Source organism: Actinoplanes sp. ATCC 53533 (genome assembly GCF_003947245.1).
In genome coordinates this window covers 68,204-88,593 of sequence record NZ_QHHV01000055.1, presented here as the reverse complement: position 1 = coordinate 88,593, position 20,390 = coordinate 68,204, and the positions used below count along the sequence as shown (strand labels likewise).

Annotated in this window: 14 protein-coding genes and 1 pseudogene; 7 read left to right on the top strand and 8 right to left on the bottom strand. The window is 72.3% G+C overall.

Features of this window, described 5'->3' with window-relative positions; translation table 11 throughout:
- Positions 1-10: 10 nt before the first annotated feature.
- The 4 genes from DMB66_RS18900 to DMB66_RS18885 form a co-directional block, all read right to left on the bottom strand.
- Complete coding sequence (locus DMB66_RS18900) at positions 11-2,086, bottom strand: phage tail sheath C-terminal domain-containing protein (RefSeq protein ID WP_199752474.1); 2,076 nt, start codon at positions 2,084-2,086, stop codon at positions 11-13.
- A gap of 219 nt (positions 2,087-2,305) precedes the next feature.
- Positions 2,306-3,088, bottom strand: coding sequence for a carboxypeptidase-like regulatory domain-containing protein (locus tag DMB66_RS18895; protein ID WP_125805416.1), 783 nt, complete (start codon positions 3,086-3,088; stop codon positions 2,306-2,308).
- Positions 3,085-3,681, bottom strand: coding sequence for a DUF4255 domain-containing protein (locus DMB66_RS18890; RefSeq protein ID WP_125805415.1), 597 nt, complete (start codon positions 3,679-3,681; stop codon positions 3,085-3,087). The genes DMB66_RS18895 and DMB66_RS18890 overlap by 4 nt, the downstream gene beginning before the upstream one ends.
- Before the next feature lie 132 nt (positions 3,682-3,813).
- The gene (locus DMB66_RS18885; RefSeq protein ID WP_125805414.1) at positions 3,814-6,684 is read right to left on the bottom strand and encodes a LuxR family transcriptional regulator; all 2,871 of its coding nucleotides are present in this window, start codon (positions 6,682-6,684) and stop codon (positions 3,814-3,816) included.
- A 318-nt stretch (positions 6,685-7,002) separates the two neighbouring features.
- Between DMB66_RS18885 and DMB66_RS18880 the strand changes: the two genes are divergently transcribed.
- Positions 7,003-7,188, top strand: coding sequence for a hypothetical protein (locus DMB66_RS18880; RefSeq protein ID WP_125805413.1), 186 nt, complete (start codon positions 7,003-7,005; stop codon positions 7,186-7,188).
- A 122-nt stretch (positions 7,189-7,310) separates the two neighbouring features.
- A complete protein-coding gene (locus DMB66_RS63820; RefSeq protein ID WP_125805412.1) occupies positions 7,311-8,132 on the top strand; it encodes an ATP-binding protein in 822 nt (273 codons plus the stop codon).
- A 226-nt stretch (positions 8,133-8,358) separates the two neighbouring features.
- On the opposite strand, the pseudogene DMB66_RS18870 reads toward DMB66_RS63820, so the two are convergent.
- The 3 genes and pseudogenes from DMB66_RS18870 to DMB66_RS18860 form a co-directional block, all read right to left on the bottom strand.
- Positions 8,359-9,615: pseudogene (locus DMB66_RS18870) on the bottom strand (tripartite tricarboxylate transporter permease); the annotation flags it as partial.
- Between the two features lie 66 nt (positions 9,616-9,681).
- Positions 9,682-10,143 carry a tripartite tricarboxylate transporter TctB family protein gene (locus DMB66_RS18865; protein WP_125805411.1) on the bottom strand — a complete coding sequence of 154 codons (462 nt, stop codon included), beginning with the start codon at positions 10,141-10,143 and terminating at the stop codon, positions 9,682-9,684.
- Position 10,144: 1 nt separating this feature from the next.
- Positions 10,145-11,167 (bottom strand): tripartite tricarboxylate transporter substrate-binding protein, encoded by a 1,023-nt coding sequence (locus DMB66_RS18860; protein ID WP_125805410.1) that lies wholly within the window; start codon positions 11,165-11,167, stop codon positions 10,145-10,147.
- A 146-nt stretch (positions 11,168-11,313) separates the two neighbouring features.
- Between DMB66_RS18860 and DMB66_RS18855 the strand changes: the two genes are divergently transcribed.
- Together DMB66_RS18855 and DMB66_RS18850 are read left to right on the top strand one after the other, a co-directional pair.
- Positions 11,314-11,997, top strand: coding sequence for a response regulator transcription factor (locus DMB66_RS18855; protein ID WP_125805409.1), 684 nt, complete (start codon positions 11,314-11,316; stop codon positions 11,995-11,997).
- Between the two features lie 6 nt (positions 11,998-12,003).
- The gene (locus DMB66_RS18850) at positions 12,004-13,437 is read left to right on the top strand and encodes a HAMP domain-containing sensor histidine kinase (protein WP_125805408.1); all 1,434 of its coding nucleotides are present in this window, start codon (positions 12,004-12,006) and stop codon (positions 13,435-13,437) included.
- 12 nt (positions 13,438-13,449) lie between these two features.
- Here the strand turns inward: DMB66_RS18850 and DMB66_RS18845 are convergent, their stop codons facing one another.
- Positions 13,450-14,409, bottom strand: coding sequence for a TAXI family TRAP transporter solute-binding subunit (locus tag DMB66_RS18845; RefSeq protein ID WP_125805407.1), 960 nt, complete (start codon positions 14,407-14,409; stop codon positions 13,450-13,452).
- A gap of 285 nt (positions 14,410-14,694) precedes the next feature.
- Between DMB66_RS18845 and DMB66_RS18840 the strand changes: the two genes are divergently transcribed.
- The 3 genes from DMB66_RS18840 to DMB66_RS18830 are packed head-to-tail and all read left to right on the top strand — an operon-like array spanning position 14,695 to position 20,274.
- A complete protein-coding gene (locus tag DMB66_RS18840) occupies positions 14,695-17,517 on the top strand; it encodes an AAA family ATPase (RefSeq protein ID WP_125805406.1) in 2,823 nt (940 codons plus the stop codon).
- Between the two features lie 19 nt (positions 17,518-17,536).
- Positions 17,537-20,044, top strand: coding sequence for a caspase family protein (locus DMB66_RS18835; RefSeq protein ID WP_125805405.1), 2,508 nt, complete (start codon positions 17,537-17,539; stop codon positions 20,042-20,044).
- Positions 20,041-20,274, top strand: a complete 234-nt coding sequence (locus tag DMB66_RS18830) for a hypothetical protein (protein WP_125805404.1) — start codon at positions 20,041-20,043, stop codon at positions 20,272-20,274. Before DMB66_RS18835 ends, DMB66_RS18830 begins: the two co-directional genes overlap by 4 nt.
- Positions 20,275-20,390 lie beyond the last annotated feature (116 nt).

The window sequence follows — 20,390 nt, the reverse complement described above, 5'->3', positions numbered from 1 at the left end:
GGGGCTCCCCTCACGCGGGCTGGGTCTCGCGGGTCTTCTGCTGGATGCGGAAGATGACGAATTCGGCCGGGAAGACCGGCGCCACCCCGATCACGCAGATCAGGCGGCCGTTCTGCAGGTCGGCCTCGGTCATCGTGGTGCGGTCGCAGGCCACGAAGTACGCCTCGTCCGGGCTGGTGCCGGCCAGCGCGCCGCTGCGCCACACGGTGTCCAGGAAGTTCTCCACGGTCTGCTTGACCAGCGCCCAGAGCGGTTCGGCGTTCGGTTCGAACACCACCCACTGGGTGCCTTCCTCGATCGACTCCTCCAGGAAGATGAAGAGGCGACGGACGTTGACGTAGCGCCACGCGCTGTCCGAGGAGAGGGTGCGGGCACCCCACACCCGGTTGCCCATCCCCGGGAAGTACCGCAACGCGTTGATCCCCCTCGGGTTCAGCAGGTCCTGGTGGCGCCGGGTGAGATCGCCGGCGAGCCCGTCGCGCAGGTTGATGCCGCGCACGATGGCGTTGGCGGGCGCCTTGTGCACGCCGCGCTCGACGTCGGTGCGGGCGTAGATCCCGGCGATGTGCCCGGCCGGCGGGACGTTCGTGGGCAGCCCGGTGACCGGGTGGTTGAGCACCACCCACGGGTAGTAGAGCGCGGCGTACTTGGTGTCGTAGGGTGCGCGGAAGTCGAGGATCTCGTCGACGCCGAGGCCGTCCTGCGGATCCAGGATCGCGAACCGGTCCTTCAGCTCCTCGCAGTGGCCGATCAGGGCCTGCTGCACGGTTCCGGACCAGACGCCGGGCACCGCGCAGATGGCCACGTCGTCGATGTCCTCCAGGGCCACGATCCCGGTACGCCGTCCGCTGCCGCCGTCCACCCCCACGAAGTCGCGGGGGACCAGATCCTGGTAGTTGTCCAGACCGTCCTCGTCCAGCGGCGTCCACGCCCGTTCCCCGCCGGCGAACCACGGTCCGGCGCTGACCAGCGGTCCGGGCGCGGAGGCGGTGACCAGCTCGGAGCGGGCCGAGACCGCACGGACCACGCCGTCCGGCTCGTCCAGGCCCCAGCGCAGGTTGCCGAAGATCTCCTCGGTGACGTCGCCGTCCTCGTCGGTGAAGCGGGCGGTGGTCTCGGCCTCGATCAGCAGGACGCGCTGGTTGTCGAAGTAGCGACCGGTCACGTTCTCCGTGAGGGTGACCAGGTCGCCGACCGGAGCGCCGTCGACCTCGCGCACGGTCAGCGCCGCGCCGTTGTCGAATTGCAGCAGTGCCCCGGAGTACAGCCGGGCGGCGCCGCCGATCCGGACGGTGTTCGTCGCGCCCCGGTTGGCGAGGCGCACCCGCTGCACCGCGGTGCCCGCGTCCCAGTCGAACGTGACCTCGCCCGGGGGGAACGGGTTCGTCAAGGTCAGCGTCACGTTGCCGGCGGCGTCGCGATCGCTGCGCGCCGCCTTGAACCGGCGGCCCTCGATCAGCACCCAGACGTCGTCGGGCAGCTCGCCGAGGTCGTCCGCGGGGACCCGGACGGGATCGTCCGCCTTGCGCACCGGGTCGACCAGCCGCGTGACGAAGAGTTCCCCCTCGCTGGGGTCCGCCAGCAGCGGCAGTTGCGCCCCGACCACCGGCCGCAGCCGGACCCGCAGATTCCGGCCCCACCCGCCGCCGCTGCTCGCGGTGAACGTGACGGCGTCGCCCAGCTCCGCCCCGGGGCGGACCGCGATGTAGTCGCCCCGCCCGACGCGCACCGCGTCCGTCAGGCCGGCGGCCAACTCGACCGTGGCGCGGGCACCGACCGCATAGGACTTGACCTGGACGGTCTGGAGTTCCTGGTCGGTGTCGCCCCGGAAGATCTTGATGTCCTGGTTGCCGCCGGCGAAGCCGAGCAGGTGCCGTACCTCGATCACCGTGCTGCCGGGCCCGGCATCCTGGACGATCTCGCTGCTCAGCCCGCTCGTCAGGGTCGCCTTCGCCGGCTTGGCGGTGCGGCTGAGCACCCGCTTGACGAAGAGCCGCTGCCCGCCGTTCTCGAAGAACCCGCGCACCGCGAGCGGGAACGTCCACCAGTGGCCGCCCTCGGTGGCGTTGTTCGCCCACTTGCTCACCACCGCCGCGTCGGGGTCGGGCAGCGASGGCCCCGAACGTCCGCTGGAACTCGAGGTAGCTGGTGACCAGGCGGGGCTTGCCGTTGGCGGGCCCGCGCCGGGTCACCCCGACCATGCCGGCCGTGCTGGTGCTGACGCCCGCGATCGGGCGCGGGCCGGCGTCGATCTCCTCGATGAACACGCCGGGGCTCAGGTATTCGGGCATTCCGCTGCTCCTGCCTAATCGCCGATCTCGATGACGTAGGGGTCGGGCTCCGTACCGCCCGGCTGCCCGGCGGACCGGTCGAGGCGGACCTCGACCGAACCGGCCCGGCGCGGTGCCTGGTAGGCGCCCACGGTGAACACCTCGAACGGAGGGCGCAGCACGTCCGAACCGGTCACCCGGCCCCGCCAGCGCAGGGCCAGCCGGAACCTTCCGCCGGGGTCGGTGACGGTCCGCTCGTACCAGTCGCCGTACCGGTTCCGGTCCGGCGTGCGGGCCTGGACCAGCGCGCCGGCGATCCCGGTGCCGCCGGGACGGCGCACCAGGCCGCGGATCACCCGGGTGCCCGGCGGGTACCCGAAGGCGACCGCCGGCACCAGCCGCAGCCGCTCGGGCCGCTGCCGTTCCTCGTCGGCGGGCGGGTTCAGATCGTCGTAGTGCGGTACCACGAACTCCCGGGCGTCCACCGCGGCGTCGAACTCGTCCGCGTACTCCTCCGGGGTCTGTTCCTGAAGGTCCGGCGGCTCGTCCGGCGGGTAGAGGGCGTGGTAGCCGGGAGCGTCGACCCGGACCCGGTACAGGCTCGACTCGGCGGGCCAGGGCTGGCGGCGCCGTCCCAGGCCGGGATAGGTCAGCACCCGGCCGAGCGTGACCAGCGGGCGCGCCTCGTCCGGCGCCCACTCCGCGCCGGTCCAGCGCTCCAGGGAGGTCCGGAGCGGACCGGTGTACCGGTCCCGGTGGAACTCGTCCCAGAGCACCAGCCAGCCGCCGCTGAGCGAGACCCGGGGCCGGCCCGTCATCGCCGGTTCCGGAGCAGGTCGGCATCGGTGGCGCGGGCGGTCACCGGGCGCACCTCCGCGCGGGCCGCGGCCTCCAGGTTGACCACGCGCACCTCGTAGTTGAGCGAGAGCCGGTACGGCTTCTGCAGGGCGAACCAGACGTACGACTTCTGGTCGAGGGTGAGCGGGGTGAGGGTGAGGTGCAGCGAGTCGGTGGTGCCGGCCAGGCTGCCGGTCAGCTCCCCGCCCTCGACGATCGCGTCGTTGTAGAGGGCCTCCATCGCCCGGCCCAGCATCTTGTGCTGGGTGAGCTGGTCCCCGCCCCAGGCCGTGATCAGGTAGCGCAGCACCAGTGCCATCGGCGGCTTGCGGACACCGACCCGCGGGTCGGCGCCGGACGGCTCGACGCGGATGTTCGCCCGGTTGCGCGACGCCGGGTCCTCGGCGATCTCGTAGAGGAAGAGCGTCAGCTTCGGCGGGCTGATCGGGATGGTTCCGGAGAGGTCGTCCAGGATGGCCAGCGGCCGTTCGATGCCGCCGAGGTCGCCGATCGCGTCCGCGAGCAGCGCGAGCAGGATCTCGGAGACGTCGGCGATGACGTTGTGGTCGCCCACCGCGATCTCCTCCCCGATCCCAGCCGCCCGATGCACAGCCGCCCGATTCGGCACGACGGGACGACGGTAGGACGGCGGACCGCGGCGGCGCGCCGATGAGAACCCTGGCAAGGCGCCCGGGGAACGCGGATCTCAGCGGGCCGGGGATTCCCCCTGGTTTCCGTCCCGGCCGACGAGGTGCGCCAACTCGGCACGGGAGCGCAGGCCGAGCTTGCGGTAGATGCCACGCAGGTGGAACTCGACGGTCTTGGGGCTGAGGTAGAGCGTCCGGGCCGCCTCCCGGTTGGTGATCCCCCGTCCCACCAGCTCGGCGACCCGCAGCTCCTGGGCGGTCAGCCCGGTCACCCGCCAGCTCGGCGGCTGCTCCCGCTGTTCAGGCTGTTCAGCCTGCTCCCGCTGCTCCCGCTGCTCCCGCTGCTCCCGCTGCTCCCGCTGCTCCCGCTGCTCCCGCTGCTCCGGCTGCTCCGGCGCGGGTGGGTGCCCGGGATCCTCCTGGTCGAGGGCCCGCTGCGCTCGGCCCGACCAGGGAAGCGCCGCGAGCCGGTCGAAGGTGTCGCGGGCCCGGCGCAGCGGTGCCTCCGCCTCGGCCCGGTATCCCAGGGTGGCCAGGGATTCCCCCAGGAGCAGCTGGGCGCGGGCCGCCTCGAACGGCTCGCCGGTGCCGGCCGCGGCGCGGAACAGCTCGGTGGCCCGGTCCGGGGTGACCAGCCCGGCGCAGCGGCCGAGCACCGCGCGCAGCGGCAGGGACCCGGCGCCCTGCGCGGCCACCTCGGCGACCAGCCGCCGGGCCTCGTCCCGGTGACCGGAACGGACGGCGGCCTCGGTCAGGTCGCCCACCCAGGGAACGCGCCCGAAGTCCGGCGCGCCCTGGGCCTCGGCGTGCCGGGCGGCGCCCTCCAGCCGGGCGTACGCGGCCGCGTCGTCACCGAGACTCAACTCGAGCAGCCCCTCCGTCGCCTCCGCCGGCACCACCAGGCTGCCCAGCCGGAGGCCGCTCGTGAGCTGCCGGACCTGGGCGAGCAGGGCGCGGCACCGGTCACTGTCGCCCCGCGCCGCGGCGATCCGGGCCTGACAGAGCCGCGCCGCCGCCTCGTACGCCCCTTGCCCGAGCCGCCCGGCCCGCCGGGCCGCCTCCGCCGCCTCCGCCAGCGAGTCCTCCCAGGCCCCGGTGCGCACGTGCAGCTCCGCCTGGATCGCCAGCAGCCCGGCCAGCAGGCTGTCGATCTCGCGCCGGCGGGCCTCGAAGACCAGTTCCTCCAGCAACGGCGTGACGGCGGCCAGCTCGCCGAGCCGGAGCAGCAGCACCGGATACCAGAGCCAGAGGTCGCCGCGCCAGCCGACCGGCAGCGCCCCGTCGCCGACCAGCCTCTCGAGGGGAACCCGGCAGGCGGACCAGACCTCCCGGGCCGCCACCAGTTGCCCGGTGACGGCGATCGCGGCGGCCCGCCGCCCGGTGAACACCTCCGGCGGCGGCCCGGCGCCGGAACGGCGCAACCGGCCGGCCTGCGTGACCGCGGCCAGCGCACCCCGCGGCTCCCCGGCGAGCACCTCGGCGTCGGCGACCGCGAGCAGCATCGCGGCCGCCCGATCGGGGTCGAGCGACCGGACCCGGACCGCCTCCCGGCGCAGCGTGCGGCGGGCCTGCTCGGGGCGGGCCCGGACCCGGTCGGCCCGGGCCAGCAGGGCCTGCACCTCGGCCCGGACGCAGACGTCGTCGCTGCGGTGGGCGATCTCCTCACCGATCCGGGTGGCCCGCTCCGGGTAGCCCGCGAGCTGCCAGCACTCGGCCGCGACCGTGCTGCGCCGGGCCCGGGCCGCGGCGTCGCCGGTCAGCTCGGCAGCGCACTCCAGCAGCCGCGCGACCGCGCTCATGGTCAGCGCCGCGTACGGCTGGACCGCGGCCCGTTCCAGCTCGTCGGCGACCGGTTCGTCCAGGCCCAGGGTGGCGATCCCGAGGTGACGGGCGCGCTGGGCGCCGGTGGTCACCGCCGCGAACGCGCCGTGCACCCGCCGCCGGTGCGGCACATCGCCCTGCTGGTACGCGGCGCAGCAGACCAGCGGGTCGGCGAACGTCACCTCGTTGCCGTGGCAGCGCAGCAGCCCCGCGGCCTCGGCCGACTCCAGCGCCTCGGCGGACAGGCCGAGCTCGGCGAGCACGGCCCGGATCGCCAGCAGACCGGCGTCGCCGGCCGCGGCCACGACCAGCAGGGCCGACCAGTGCGCCTCGGTGAGCCCGGCGGCCCGGCGGCGCACGGCGTTCAGCACCCGGGGACCCACCGGAAGCGGATCGGGCAGCGGCACCCCACCGCCGAGCTCTGCCGCGTCGAGCACGGCGGGCGTCTCGACCAACGCGAGCGGCACTCCCCCGCAGGTGCGGACCAGCCGCCGCAGCGCCGTGGCGGAGAGCGGCACCGGGGCCGCCTCCCGCAGCACTGCTTCGGCCTCGTCGTCGTCGAGCGGCTCCAGCTGATGCGGCTCCAGGTGATGGCCGTCGGCGCAGGGGTCCATGGTGGCGATCACGCCCACCCCGACACCGGCCGCCCGGCGGGCCACGAAAAGCACCGCGCGCCGCGACTCCTGGTCCAGCAGGTGCAGATCGTCGACGAGCAGCAACCCGGGAGCCCGCTCGGCGGTGAGCAGGCTCAGCGTGCCGGCGCCCACCGCGTACGGGTCGGGGACGGGCTGCGGGCCGGAGCCGAGACCGGCGGACAGGGCGGCGCACTGATGCTCCGGGATGCCGGGCAGCAGGTGCCGCACCGGGGCCAGCAACGCGTGCAGGCCGGCGAAGGGCAGCTGGTGCTCGGCCTCCGTGCCGTGCACCATCAGCACATGGCCGGCGCCGGCCCGCTCGGCCGCGTAGACCAGCAGGGCGGTCTTGCCGATCCCCGGATCGCCGGTGAAGAGCAGGCTGCCGCCGGCACCGGTGCGCAGTCCGGCCAGCAGCTCGTCGATTTTCCGGCATTCCGGGCTTCGGCCATAGAGGGCCATCGCTCCGGTGAGCATGCACGAATGGTAGGCACTCGTCCGGTTCGGCGCTGTCGCAATCCGGCCAAGAGCGGCACACGGCCGCCGTCGATCTCCTCGTCGGTCGTGGCTGCGGGAATCATCCGTCGCTCATCCGACACAGCCGCTCCGGCCACCTCGCCGGCATGGACACACCACGCCGCTGTTGATCGTGACCGATCGATACGCTGCGGCCGGCCAGGAGGCGTACGGTGGAGTTGTTCGCTCTGCCGGTGCGTCCCCCGTCGTGGAGGATCCAGACCGCCAGGGCAAGAAGGAGACTTCATCACCGCGAAGACGTACATCGAGAAGACCAGGGTGGTGGCGGCGCTGCGCGCACGGGACCTCCACCGCCGGGCCGACTGGGTCGACAAGGACCTGCCCGCGCTGATCGACACGACCGATCATGCGTCGTTGCTGCGAACCCTCGGCATCGATGCCGACGCCCTCCGGTCCGACCCCGAACCGGCCCTGCCCGCCGGAGCCGGGGTAACCCCGGCCTGAAGTCCCGAAGAGGTCCACCAACCAGCGGCTGACTGCGAGCTGCCAGGAGCAGCCGTGACGGTGCCACGCCATCTCGCCCACCCGACGGTGGATTGCCGGACCGTGGGTCTGGGCGGTCGTCGATGACCGCTACGGAACGGCGCGAGCAGGTGCGGCCGCTGGGGCCTCCGTACCTGCTCACCTCCATGACCGATCGGCACGGGGCGGGGGTGACCGTCACCGGCAACGCGAGCATCTCGGTGGTCGAGTTGGCGGTGCACGGTCAGTGGTCGCACCATCTCTGCGAACAGGTGTCCGCCGGGCTGCGCTTGTGCCTGGCCGGCCCGTCCGTCTCGATCATCATCGATCTGCAGCACCTGGATGACGCGTACGGGGTCAGCATGCCGTTCTGGTTGCGGGCGTGGCGGCAGGCCCGGCTCGGGCGGTGCTCGGTGCACCTGGCGTTCAGCCTGCCCGCCACGACAGCGTTGAGCCGGCGGCTCCGGACTCTCCAAGGACAACATCCACGCTTGTTCGCCACCGCGCTCGAGGCACGCATGGCGACGGCCGAGCGGATGCCGCGCGCCGACCGGATGCAGGCTCGCCTGGCGCCGCAGCCGGCCTCCGTCAGCGCCGCCCGCGACCTTGTCACGCAGGCGTGCCAGGTCTGGCACCTACCGCACCTGCTGCCTGACACGTCGCTGATCGTGTCCGAACTGGCCACCAACGCGGTCGAGCACGCCGGCACCGACTTCATCGTCACGGTGTCCCACGACGGCACGGGACTGCACGTGGCCGTGCATGACGGCACCACCCGGTTCCCGCACCCGGGCGGAGCAGCGCACGCCGGCCCGCAGGCGACGCTCCCCGCACGAGGACGAGGCTTGATGCTGGTGCAAACCGTCGCCGCCGCGTGGGGCGCCATGCCGGCCCGGGGCGGCAAGGTGGTGTGGGCCACGGTGTAGCACCTTCGGCGGGGGAACCCCCTACTTCCTCCTCGGCGAACACGGCCTCGCGCCGCTTGCGGATCGTCGGGAGGACGGCGACGACGAGCGCCGCCACGGCCAGGGCCAGCAGGCCCACGGATATCGGCCGGGTCAGAAAGACCGACGGGTCGCCGCGCGAGATGATCAGCGCTCGCCGCAGGTTCTCCTCGAGCAGGGGTCCGAGGACGAAGCCGAGGAGCAGCGGCGCCGGCTCGCAGCCGCATTTGATCAGGACGTAGCCCAGGATCCCGAAGAAGGCGATCGCGTAGACGTCGTACGCGTTGGCGGCCAGCGAGTAGGTGCCGATCGCGGCGAACAGAATGATCATCGGGAACAGCACCTGGTACGGGATGCGCAGCATGCGCACCCAGATGCCGATCAGCGGCAGGTTCAGCAGCACCAGCAGCACGTTGCCGATCCACATCGACGCGATCAGGCCCCAGAACAGCGCCGGTTCGTCGGTGATGACGTTCGGCCCGGGGGTGATGCCGTGGACGATGAACGCGCCGACCATCAGCGCCATCACCGGGTGGGCCGGCAGGCCCAGGGTGAGCAGCGGGATGAACGACGTCTGGGCGGCGGCGTTGTTCGCCGACTCGGGGCCGGCGACGCCCTCGATCGCGCCGTGCCCGAACTCCTGCGGCCGCTTCGAGATCCGCTTCTCGACGGCGTACGAGGTGAACGAGGCCAGCACGTGGCCGCCGCCGGGCAGGACGCCGAGCGCGGCGCCGAGCCCGGTGCCCCGCAGGATCGGGCCGACGATCCGGCGCCGGTCCTCGGCGGTCGGCCAGAGGTGCTTCACCTTGCTGACGATGGCCGTGCGGGTCTGTTCGTTCTCCAGGTTGCGCAGGATCTCGGCCACCCCGAACATGCCGACGGCCACCGACACGAAGTCGATGCCGCCGTACAGTTCGCGCTGGTCGAACACGAACCGGGGGGTGCCGGTGTAGATGTCCTGGCCGACCGTGCCGAACAGGACGCCGAGCACGATCATCGCCAGCGCCTTGAGCGTCGATCCGCGCGCCAGCGCGATCGACACGATCAGGCCGAGCAGCACCAGCGAGAAATACTCGGCCGGGCCGAACTTCAAGGCGACGCGGGCCAGCGGTGGGGCCGCGACGGCCAGCGCGACAGTGGCCACCGTACCGGCGAAGAAGGACCCGATCGCGGCGGTGGCCAGCGCCGGCCCGGCCCGGCCCTGCCGGGCCATCTCGTGGCCGTCGAGCGCGGTGACCGCCGCCGACGACTCGCCCGGGAGGTTGATCAGGATGGCCGTGGTCGAGCCACCGTACTGGGCGCCGTAGTAGATGCCGGCCAGCATGATCAGCGCTGTCACCGGCTCGAAGTTGAACGTGATCGGCAGCAGCATCGCCACCGTCGCGGTCGGCCCGATACCGGGCAGCACACCGACGGCCGTCCCGAGCAGCACGCCCAGGAAGCAGTAGAGAACGTTCTGGACCATGAAGGCGGTCGAGAAGCCCAGCACCAGGTTGTCGAAGAGTTCCATGCCCTCAATCCGGTCGGCGCGTCAGAACGAGAGCCACGGGCCCCACACCGGGATCCGCAGCTGGAGCCCGACGACGAAGATGAGCGTGGCGGCCACGGTCAGCCCGGCGGACACGGCCAATGCCGTGCGTGGCCGCACGCGCGCGCTGGCCATGGTGGTGAGCAGGGCGGTCACCGCCGACGCCGGTACGAATCCGAGGCCCCGGACGGTGCCGCCGAAGAACAGGACCGCGAGCACGATGGCGGCGATCGCCCGCCACGGCACCGGCCCGAACGAGATCACCTCGCCGACGATCAGTCCCTTGACGACGATCGCCAGGCCCAGGACGGTCACGATCGCGGCGGCCAGCAGCGGGAAGTAGCCGGGGCCCATCCGCAGCGGGGTGCCCAGCTCGTAGCCGAGCGCCCCTACCGCGAACGCGCCACCGATCAGGACGAAGATGCCCCCGGCGAGGATGTCCGGGAGGGACCGGCGGCGCTCCACCTCAGGAGGCCTTGACCCCGGCGTCGGCGATGACCTTCGCCCAGGTGCCCAGTTGCTCCTCGAGCTGGGCTCGGTGGGCCTCCGGGGTCGCGTCCGCCGCCGTGACCGGCGCGGTGCCGAGCTTCGCCATCTGATCGATGACCCCCTGGTCGGCCAGGGCCGCCTTCAGCGACTCGGACAGCTTCTGGACGACGTCCGGCGGCGTGCCCTTCGGGACGTAGAGGCCGTGCCACACGCTGACCTTGAGCTGGGGCATGCCGGCCTCGGTCGTGGTGGGCACGTCGGGCAGGCTCTTGACGCGCTCGGGGGTGGTGACCGCGTACGCCTTCACCTCGCCCGCGGAGATCTGGCCGCTGGTGTTGGTCGACTGGTCGCACATGAAGTCGACCTGGCCGCCGACGAGGTCGGTCAGCGCGGGGCCGGTGCCCTGATACGGGACCTCCTGCAGCTTGACCCCGGCGGCGGACTGGAACAGCAGGCCGCACAGGTGCGACGCGGCGCCGCGGCCGGCGTTGGCGAGGGTGACCTTGCCCGCGTTCGCCTTCACGTAGGTCACGAGCTCCTGGAGGGTGGCGGGCTCGAAGGTCTTGCGGGCGACGATGGTCATCGGCACCTCGGTGACCAGCCCGACCGTCTCGAAGTCCTCGAGCGGTTTGTAGCCCAGGTTCGCGTAGAGGGCGGGCGCGGTGGACATGCCGATGTGGTGCATGAGCACGGTGTAGCCGTCGGGCTCGGCCCGCGCGACCCGGCCGGCGCCGACCGTGCCGCCGGCGCCCTCGACGTTCTGGACGACGATCTTGCCGCCGAGTTGCTTCGCCATCGGCTCGGCGATCATCCGGGTGACGGTGTCCGTCGGGCCGCCGGCGCTGAAGGGCACGATGAAGGTGATGTTCTGTTCCGGGTACTTCCCGCCGCCGCCGTCGCTCTCGGTGCCGCCGTTGCCGGAACAGGCGGCGACGAGCGAAACGGCGCCGATCGCGGCGACCATCCGCGCGGCGGCCCGGTGCCTGCTGGTCGTTCTCATGTCGCGGCCTCCTCGTCAGCGCGTGCGCACATGCGTCGATGCGCGTGCTGCCTCAGTCTCAACCGGCGCGGACGCGGATGGTGTCAGAGGAATCCCAAGAACTCGGCGGCCGTCACGAGCGCCCACCGGGCGTAGGATGCGCCGGTATGCGGATAACCGTCATCGAGGATGACGACCGTGTGGCGCGGGGCCTGGTGACCGTCCTGGTCCAGGCCGGCTTCGAGGTGCGCCGCATCGCCACCGCCGCGGAGGCCGCGTGTGCCGTGCCGTCCGACGTGGTTCTCGTCGACCTCGGCCTGCCCGACGGCGACGGGCTCGACCTGATCCGCAAGCTGCGTGACCACCCGGAGACGGCCGTCATCGCGGTGACCGCGCGCTCCGAGGAGCACGAGCGGGTCCGTGGCCTGCGCGCCGGCGCCGACGACTACATCGTGAAGCCGTTCGGCGTCCCCGAGCTGCTGGCCCGGATCGATGCCGTCCTGCGGCGCACCCGGGCGGCTCGTGCGCTGAGCCACCCGGACGAGTCGCTCGTCCTCGGCCCGATGCGGATCAGCGTCGGCACCCGCGAGGTCACCGTCGGCGGCACGCCCGCGACGCTGACCCGCAAGGAGTTCGAGTTGCTCCTGCTGCTGTCCCGGCGGGCGCCGAACGTGGTCAACCGCGACGTCATCCTCGACCAGATCTGGAGCGCGACCTGGGAGTCCTCGAGTCGCACCCTGGACACCCACATCGCTGCGTTGCGGCACAAGCTCCGGCCGGACGTGCTCATCCGGACGGTCCACGGGGTGGGTTATCGGCTCCTGGCCGATCAGCCGGAGCTGATCGGCTGACCCGCCGTGCGCCGTCGCCTGCTCGTCGTCCTGGTGCCCTTCGCCGTGCTGCTCGTCGTGGCGCTCGGGGTGCCGCTCAGCGTCGCCGTGGCCGAGCGGGAGATGCAGGAGGTGTACGTCGACCGGCTCAACGACATCGGCCGGTTCGCCTCGCTGGCCGAAACCGCGCTGTCGACCGGGCGGACCGAGGCGCTCGACCAGGAGCTGACGCGCTACCACGAGCTGTACGGAATCCCGGCAGCGGTGCTCGACACGTCCGGCGCGGTGCTGCTCGGACCGGCCGGTGCCTACCAGGACGCGGCGCGGTCCGCGCCGGGATTGTCCCGGATCGTGACCGCGGCGCTGGCCGGGACGCGGTCCGAACCGTCCGGGGAGTGGGCACCGTGGCACGACTCCGCGCTGGTGGTCGCCGAGCCGGTCGGCCGCGACAGCGAGGTCGTCGGCACCGTCGTGACGATCTCCGACTTGTCGAAGGCACGCGACCGTATCCTCGTGCGCTGGGCCCAGCTCGCCGGGCTCGGGCTGCTGCCGTTGATCGCGCTGGTGGCCGTCGCCTGGCCGGTGTCGGCGTGGGTGCTGCGGCCGGTGCGGCAGCTGGACGCGGCGACCGCACGGATCTCCCAGGGCGACCTCACGATCCGCGCCGAGGCCGAGGCCGGCCCGGTCGAGCTGCGGCGGCTGACGGAATCGTTCAACACCATGATGGACGCGGTCGAGAACGCCGAACAGCGGCAGCGGGCGTTCGTGTCCGACGCCTCGCACCAGTTGCGCAATCCGCTGACCAGCCTCCGGCTCGCCGTGGAGAGCCTGGAACCGCATCTGTCGCCGGCCGGCAACGGGCGTCCGGCGTACGACGTCGCCGTCGACGAGCTGAAGGCGATGCAGCGGATGCTCAACTCGCTGCAGGCCAGTGCCCGGATGGAGAGCATGCGGACGGCGTCGCCGGTGGATCTGGACGTGGTGCTGGCCACCCGGGTGAACCGGTGGCTGGCGCTGACGGCGGCGGCCGGGGAGACGCTGGTGGTCGACGTGCCGCCGGGGCTGCGGCTGCTGGAGCCACCGGGCGGACTGGGCAGCATCCTGGACGAGTTGATCAGCAATGCCCTGCGGCTGTCGGACGCCCGGGTGGTGGAGGTGACCGCCCGAGTCGTCCCCGGTGGCCCGGGCGCCGGCGACGGTGCCGTGATGATCGCCGTCCGGGACGACGGCCAAGGGCTCGGCGCGTCCGAGCGGGCCCAGGCACTGCGCCGGTTCTGGCGGTCGCCGCGCCATCAGAATGTCACCGGGACCGGCCTTGGCCTGGCGATCTGCGCCGACCTGGTCGGGGCCGCCGGGGGCGAGCTACGGCTGGAGGAGGGCCTGCCCCGGCCGGACGGGTCCGGGTACGGATTCGCGGCCGTGGTCGCGTTGCCGGTCGTCCCGGCTCCGGCACCGGTCTGACGCGGTCCCGGGTCAGCGCTTGCGGTCGCGGAACCAGGCGGCGGCGCCCGGATGGAGCTTGATCGACCCGGTGGAGATTCCGGTACGCACATTGATCTGCCACGCCTCGGGAACGGCGTCGGCGTCCTGGCGGCCGCCGGAGGCGATCGCGCCGGTGTGCGTGAAAATCGTGTCGGTGATGGCATAGACCAGGTCGGGTGCCAGGTCGTTGCGCGCGAGAAGCACGTTCGGCACGGCGACGGTCCGGGTGGCCGGGACACCGACGTAGGCGGTCGCGGTGATCATGGCCGGAGCGTACGGTCCGGGGTATGCCGCGACGAGCGCGGCGGCCTGTTCGTCCAGCGGGATCAGCCGGATCGGATGCCGCCGTGCCAGGTCCGTGATGGCGGGCGTCGGGACGCCGGTCAGGGAGAACATGGCGTCGATCTCGCCGGCGCCCAGGGCCGCCGCCGATTCGGCCTGGCTGAGATACCGGACGTGGGCGGTCACCCGGCCACGCTCGAGAACCCGCAGCGACGTGAACTCGGTGCCCGAGTCGCGCGCACCGAGGGACACCCGCTTGGCCTCGAGATCCCCGAACTCGTCGATCGCCGAACCGGCCAGCACCACGAGATGCAGGTGACTCTCGTAGAGCCGACACACCGCGGAGATCCCCTCGGGCCCGCTGCCGTCGGCCGTGATCAGCGCATCCAGGCTCGACAGGCCGAGGTGCACGTCGCCGGCGCGCAGCATCCGGATGTTGTCGGTGGACGCCCCACTCGGCACGGTGGTCACCGTGGCGCCCGGCACCTGCTCGGAGATGCGTTCGGCCAGCGCACCGCCGATGCGCCGGTACACCGCCCCGGCCGGCCCGGTGGCCAGCCGCAGCTGAACCTCATCGACCTCGGACTGCCGGGAGCAACCGACGAGCACACTGCCAGCGGCGAGGAGCACCGCCCGCCGCCCGACCCGTCGCTCCAGGCCCGACACCATGGTCAGATGGTACGGACCCTTCCCGTCGGAGTGACGGTACGGGGAGATTCCCCGCGTTCGCAGACTGCATCGGCCTATCGTTCATCGGTTGTGGACGTACCGCCGACGCCCGTCGCCGAGGTGTTCCCGCTTTCGGCTGACCGGTGGTTCAGGGAGAGCCTCCGATAAGTCATCGTGTGCCCATGCTGAGACCAGCGCAGAGTTACGGCACAGTCTTCGGCGCACGGCCGGGCTCGACGATCGGACCGGACCGGCCGAGGGCCGCGGTGCTGGAGATCGTCGGCCGTGGCTGACTTCGTCGGCCGTCTGGCCGAGATGGCGACCCTTGCCCGGTGTCTCACCGAGGTGCGGCAGGGTACGGCCAGAACTGTGCTGGTCTGCGGGGACGCTGGCATCGGCAAGAGCCGGCTGCTGGACAGGTTCGCCGCCGCGGCTCGTGAGTCGGGCGCCCGGGTGCTGGCCGGGGCGTGCGAGGAGCACTTCGGCGACCCGATGCCGTACGGTCCGTTGCTGGAGATCCTGGAGCTCTTCGGCCGGGAGTTCGGTGCGGAGAGCGAGGCCTACCGCCGGCTGAACGACTTCTTCGATCGCCGCGGCGATCACATCTCCGGCCCGCAGCAGGTGTTCGTCAACGTCCGGCGGATGTTGCAGTACGTCGAGGTCCCGCTCGTGCTGATCATCGAAGATCTGCACTGGGCCGATCCATCGACCCTGGATCTGGTGCGGCACCTCACGCAGGCCCGGGCCGAGGAGCGCCGCCTGCTGCTCGTGTGCAGCTACCGCTCCAACGATCTCGGCCGGACCGACCCGTTGCGGCAACTGCTCGCGAGCGCGGACTTCACCCGGCGGGTCGAGCGGACCGAGCTGCACCCGTTCACCCTGGAGGAACTGGAGGAACTGCTGAACGCCGGCCCCGACGAGCTGGACCCGGCCCTGGTCGAGCGGTGTCTCGTCTGGTCGGAGGGGAACCCGTTCTACGCCGAGCAGCTGATGGCGGCGGGCGCCCTGGACAGCCCGGAGCACGTGCGGTTGTCGGCCGACCTGGAGTCGGTTCTGCTGGCCCGGCTCAGCGGTCTGGGTGACGACGCGCTGAGGGTCCTGCGGGTCGCCGCGGTGGCCGGGCGGGCGATGAGCCGACGACTGCTGCGCCTGGTCAGCGGCCTCAAGCCGGACGGCCTGGGCGCGGCCGTGCAGGAGTGTTTCGATCGGCAGATGCTGGTCGCCGGGCGCGACGAGGACACCTACCAGTTCCGGCACGCGCTGCTGCGCGAGGCGGTGTATCAGACGACAGTGCGCGACATCCGGGTCGACCTGCACAGCGCGATGGCCCGCGCGCTGTCCGCCGACGCGAGCCTGAGCCTGGCCGAGGGTTCCGCAGCGGCCGAGCTGGCCAGCCACTGGTATCAGGCGGGCAGCTGGCCGGAGGCGCTCGCGTCCGCCGTACATGCCGGACAGCAGGCGATGCGCACCTTCGCGTTCAAGTCGGCGGAGGTTCAGTTCGACCGGGCGCTGAAGCTGTGGCCGCGGCTTTCCGGCGCGGCGGGGGTGGCCGGCCTGTCCCAAGTGCAACTGCTGGTCGAGACGGCCGAGGCTGCCCGCTGGTCGGGCAACACCGATCGGGCGATCGCCGAGATCGAGAGCGCGATCGCCGAAGCCGGGGAGGACCGTCCCGATCTGCGGGAGCGGCACGCCAACTACCTGTGGGAGACGGGTCACCGGCAGGAGGCCGGCCGGGTCTACCGAGAGGCCGCCGAGATGCTGGACGGGCAGCCACCGTCGGCGGTGAAGGCCCGGGTGCTCGCGGCCATCGCGCTCGCCCGGCTGCACGCCGGCCGGTACGCGGAGGGCAACGACATGGCCGACGCCGCTCTGCGAGTGGCGATCGATGCCGACGCGCGGGCCGAGGAGGGCCGGGCCTTGGACGTCTCCGGCCTCGCGCGCGGCATGCTCGGCGAGTTCACCGACGGCGTCGAGCGGCTACGCCGGGCCATCACGATCGCCCGGGAGGAGAAGCACATCGAGGACCTGCTGCGGGCGTACGCAAATCTGGGTTTGATCCTGGAGAACGCCGGGAACCTGCGGGAGGCCGCGGAGGCGTCGATGACCGGTCTGGCCGAGGGACGGAGGCTCGATCTCGGAGCCACGACCCAGGCCATGATTCTGGCCAACAACGCGAGCGTCGCCCTGGTCATGCTGGGCGAGTGGCGCGACGCCGAGCAGATCATCACCGAGGTGCTGCTGGACCGGCCGCCCGCCGAGAGCATCTATCCGCGGCTGACCCTGGCCGAGATCAAGACCGCGCGCGGCGCCTTCGACCAGGCTCGGGAACTGCTCGACGCGATCGACGGGGTCGAGCTCAACGGCGATCCCCGGTTCCTCGGCCCGCTGCACACGATCCGGGCACTGGTCGCGCTCGGCGACAACGACCTGCCGGAGGCGGTGCGGGAGGTGGCGCGCGGCGTGGCCGCCCTGCGTGAGGGGGAGAACAGTCTGGAGCGGCTGCGGCTGTGCGCAGTCGGTCTGCGCTGCGCGGCCGACCTGGCGGCCACCGATCCCCGGCGGGCCATGGCGGTCGGCGACCAGCTGGCCCGGGAGGGATTCGAGGCCCAGCCGCCGGAGTCCACGCCGGAGACCGACCAGCTCGTCCGGTTGTGCCAGGCGGAACGGCAGCGGCTGCAGGGCATCGAATCGGCGGTGCTGTGGAGCCAGGTCGCCGAGGGATGGACCCGGCTGGACCGGCCCTACGAGGCGGCCTACGCGCGATGGCGGCAGGCCACGGCGGCAGGCCGCATCGAGGGTCGCGAGCCACTGCTGGAGGCACACCGGGAGGCCGAGCGGCTCGGCGCCGAGCCGCTCCGGGCCAACGTGGTCCGGCTGGCCCGGCAGTTCGGCCTCGACCTGGCCGACCGGCCGTACGGGCTGACCGAGGCCGAACTCGAGACGCTACGACTCCTGTGCCAGGGCCTGGACGCCTCCCGGATAGCCAAGGCCCGCGGGGTCACCCGCCGGACCACGGAGACCCAACTCCACCAGGTCTACCGGAAAATGGAGGTACACGGCCAGGTCGAGGCGACAGCGAAGGCACGGCGGGACAACCTGTTCCCGTAGCGGTCCGTCAGAGGCAGGCATGACACGACATGCCCTCCTGATCGGTTCTGAGACCAACGGCCTGAGCGGAGTGCTCAACGACGTGGAGGCGATGGCGGCTGCTCTGGAACCGCGGGGGTTCCAGGTCGAGCGGCTGGTCACGCCGGCCGCCACCCGCGAGGCCATCCTCGACGCGTACGAGAAGCTCATCGTGGACGCGCGCCCGGATGATGCGTTCGTCCTCTACTACAGCGGCCACGGCGGCCGGGCCCGGGCCGTGGACGGGCCCGACCTGCAGTTCATCGTGCCGGACGACTACAACGACTCCGACGAGGACGACTTCCGCGGCATCACCGGCGTCGAACTGTCCGTCCGGCTCGCCCGGCTGACGAACGTCGCGCTCAACACCACGGTCATCCTCGACTGCTGCCATGCCGCACACATGTCCAGGCAGACCGCGATGCGGGTCAAGGCGCTGCTGCGCCCGCCGAGCGTGCGGATCACCTACGACTCGATCCGGCGGCACAACGCCCGGATGGTGGACGGTGGCCTGGCGATCGACCAGCGCTCCCTGATCAGCAATCCGCACGCGGTCCGGGTGGTGGCCTGCTCGCCGTCCGAGTCGGCCTGGGAGGGCACCAACCGCGACGGAGTGGAGATGGGGCTGCTCACCGACGCACTGTCCCGGTCGCTGCGCGACAATCAGAGCCTGCGGGTCAACTGGTCGACCCTGATCGACGCGGTCCGCCGGGACGTGCAGGAGTTTCAGCCGGTGCAACGGCCCGAGGCGGAGGGCCCTTCCGCTCGGGCTCCGTTCGAGACGACCGACCTGGATGCGCTGAGCTCACTGCCGGTCGTCGCGGTCGCGCCGGACCGGATCCAGCTGCTCGGCGCGCCGCTGCTCGGTGTCGAGCGGGGCGACGAGTTCACGATCATGCCGGCCGCCGCCACGGGACCGCAGGACGGACCGCCGATCGGCACCGCGACTGTCGACCGTCTCCAGCCGACCTCGGCGACGGCGCAACTACGCCTCACCGTGACCGGGCAGCCGGTTCCGGCCGATGCCCGCGCCCACCGCACCCGAGCGGCCGCCTCCGCCCTGCCGGTGCGGCTCCCGCTCGACCATCCCGCGGCCGCCGAACTGACCAAGGCCATCGGCCTGCGCCCGCTCCTGCGGCCCGACCCGGACGCCACCATCGCGGTGGTCGCCGACGAGCAGGGCCACCTCGCGGTGCACGACGACGACGGCCCGCTGCACCCGCCCTATCCCGCAACCGCGCTCGGTATCGGCTCGGTCATGGCCAACCTCCAGCGCATCGCCCAGGCCACCGCCCTGCGGCGCCTCGCCGGCGACCCGCAGCGGCCGTTGACGCACGACGTGCACGTCGAGTGGGGGCTGGTGCGTGACGGCCGGGAGGAGCCGCTCGCGCTCAACGGGTCACTGCTTTTCGCGTACGGTGCGGAGCGCATCTACATCCGGCTGCGTAACGACGGCGACCAGGCCATGTTCGTCTCGCTAGTCGACATCGGCATCGCGTCGCGGATCGCACCGCTGACCGCGGCCGACCCCGGCGGCATCCGGCTAGCTCCGGGCGCGACCTACACGTACGGCTGGGACGAGGATCGGGAGCGACTCGCGGGAGTCGCCGTGACCTGGCCGGAGGGCGTCGAGACCACAGTCGCTCGGCCAGAGACAGTAATCGTGCTGATCAGCGACGGGCCGGTCGACGTCGGTGTGCTACGCCAGCAGGGTGCACGCTCGGGCGCCGTGCGCGCGGGGGACGATTCCCAGCTGGAACGGCTGCTCGCCCAGATCGCCACCGGCACGAGCCGGGAGGTCGGCGACGCGCCGCCGTCGCGCGTCCGCTACGACGTCGTCCCGATCGATTTCGTGGTGAGCCCGACCCCGCCACCGGAGGCGGAGACGGCGTCGTTCCTCATCGACGACCGGCCGGAGCAGCCGGTACGCCTGCTGTCGCCGCGCGGCGCCACGCCCGGCCGGGTCGCCGTGCGCATCGGTGAGCTGATCGTCCATCGCAACCGGGCGCTGGGCAGTGCCGACATCCGGGTGGACGCGATGGTCCTCACCAACGGCACCGGCGGCGTGCCGGCCTACCACGCCGAGACGATGCGGTTCAGCAACGTCCGCGACGACGAGCGGCTCCCCCTCGACGATGTGCTGATCTATCACGGACCCGCGGCCGACTTCCTCGACATCGCCGTGTGGGTCTCCCGCGACACCACCGACAGCCTCGCCCTCAGCGCGCTGCTGGAGCGGAAGCTCACCAGCCCGGTGGTGCAGGCGGCCGGCGCTCAGGTCGCCGGCCTCGCGATGGCCGCGCCGCAGGCCGCGGTGGCGGTCGCGGTCGCCGGGGGCGCGGCAGTGCTGGTGAACACGGCCTACGAGCTGCTCACCGGAGTCGTGGGCCGGAGCATCGGGCTCTACCGCACTTCGCTGCTCGCCCAGGAAGAGTTCGGCCTCGGGCGCCACCAGCGGCACCCCCAGGATTTCACGTTCACGTTCTCGATCGAAGGAGTAGACGCATGACCAAGAAGCTCATCATCGGCACCCAGGAGTGGGGCATCGCCGACGCGGACGCCGAGGGCGTCGCCCGGCTGGTCCGCGACGCGATGACCAACGGCACGTCGGTGGAGTTGACCCTCCACGACCCCGCGGGGGACGCGGGGGACACGGTGACCGTATTCCTCAACGGTGCGGTCACGTCGAGTGTGGTGCTCGACCTGAATTCAGGGCCCCGGCCCAGCCAGATGTCCTGAGCCCAACCCCTCGTACGTATGCGGCAGGCGGCCCGCCTGCCGCATACGTACTTCCACGTACGACTCACGCGATGTCCCCGTTTGATCTCCGCTGATCTCCACGATCAGGGCAAACG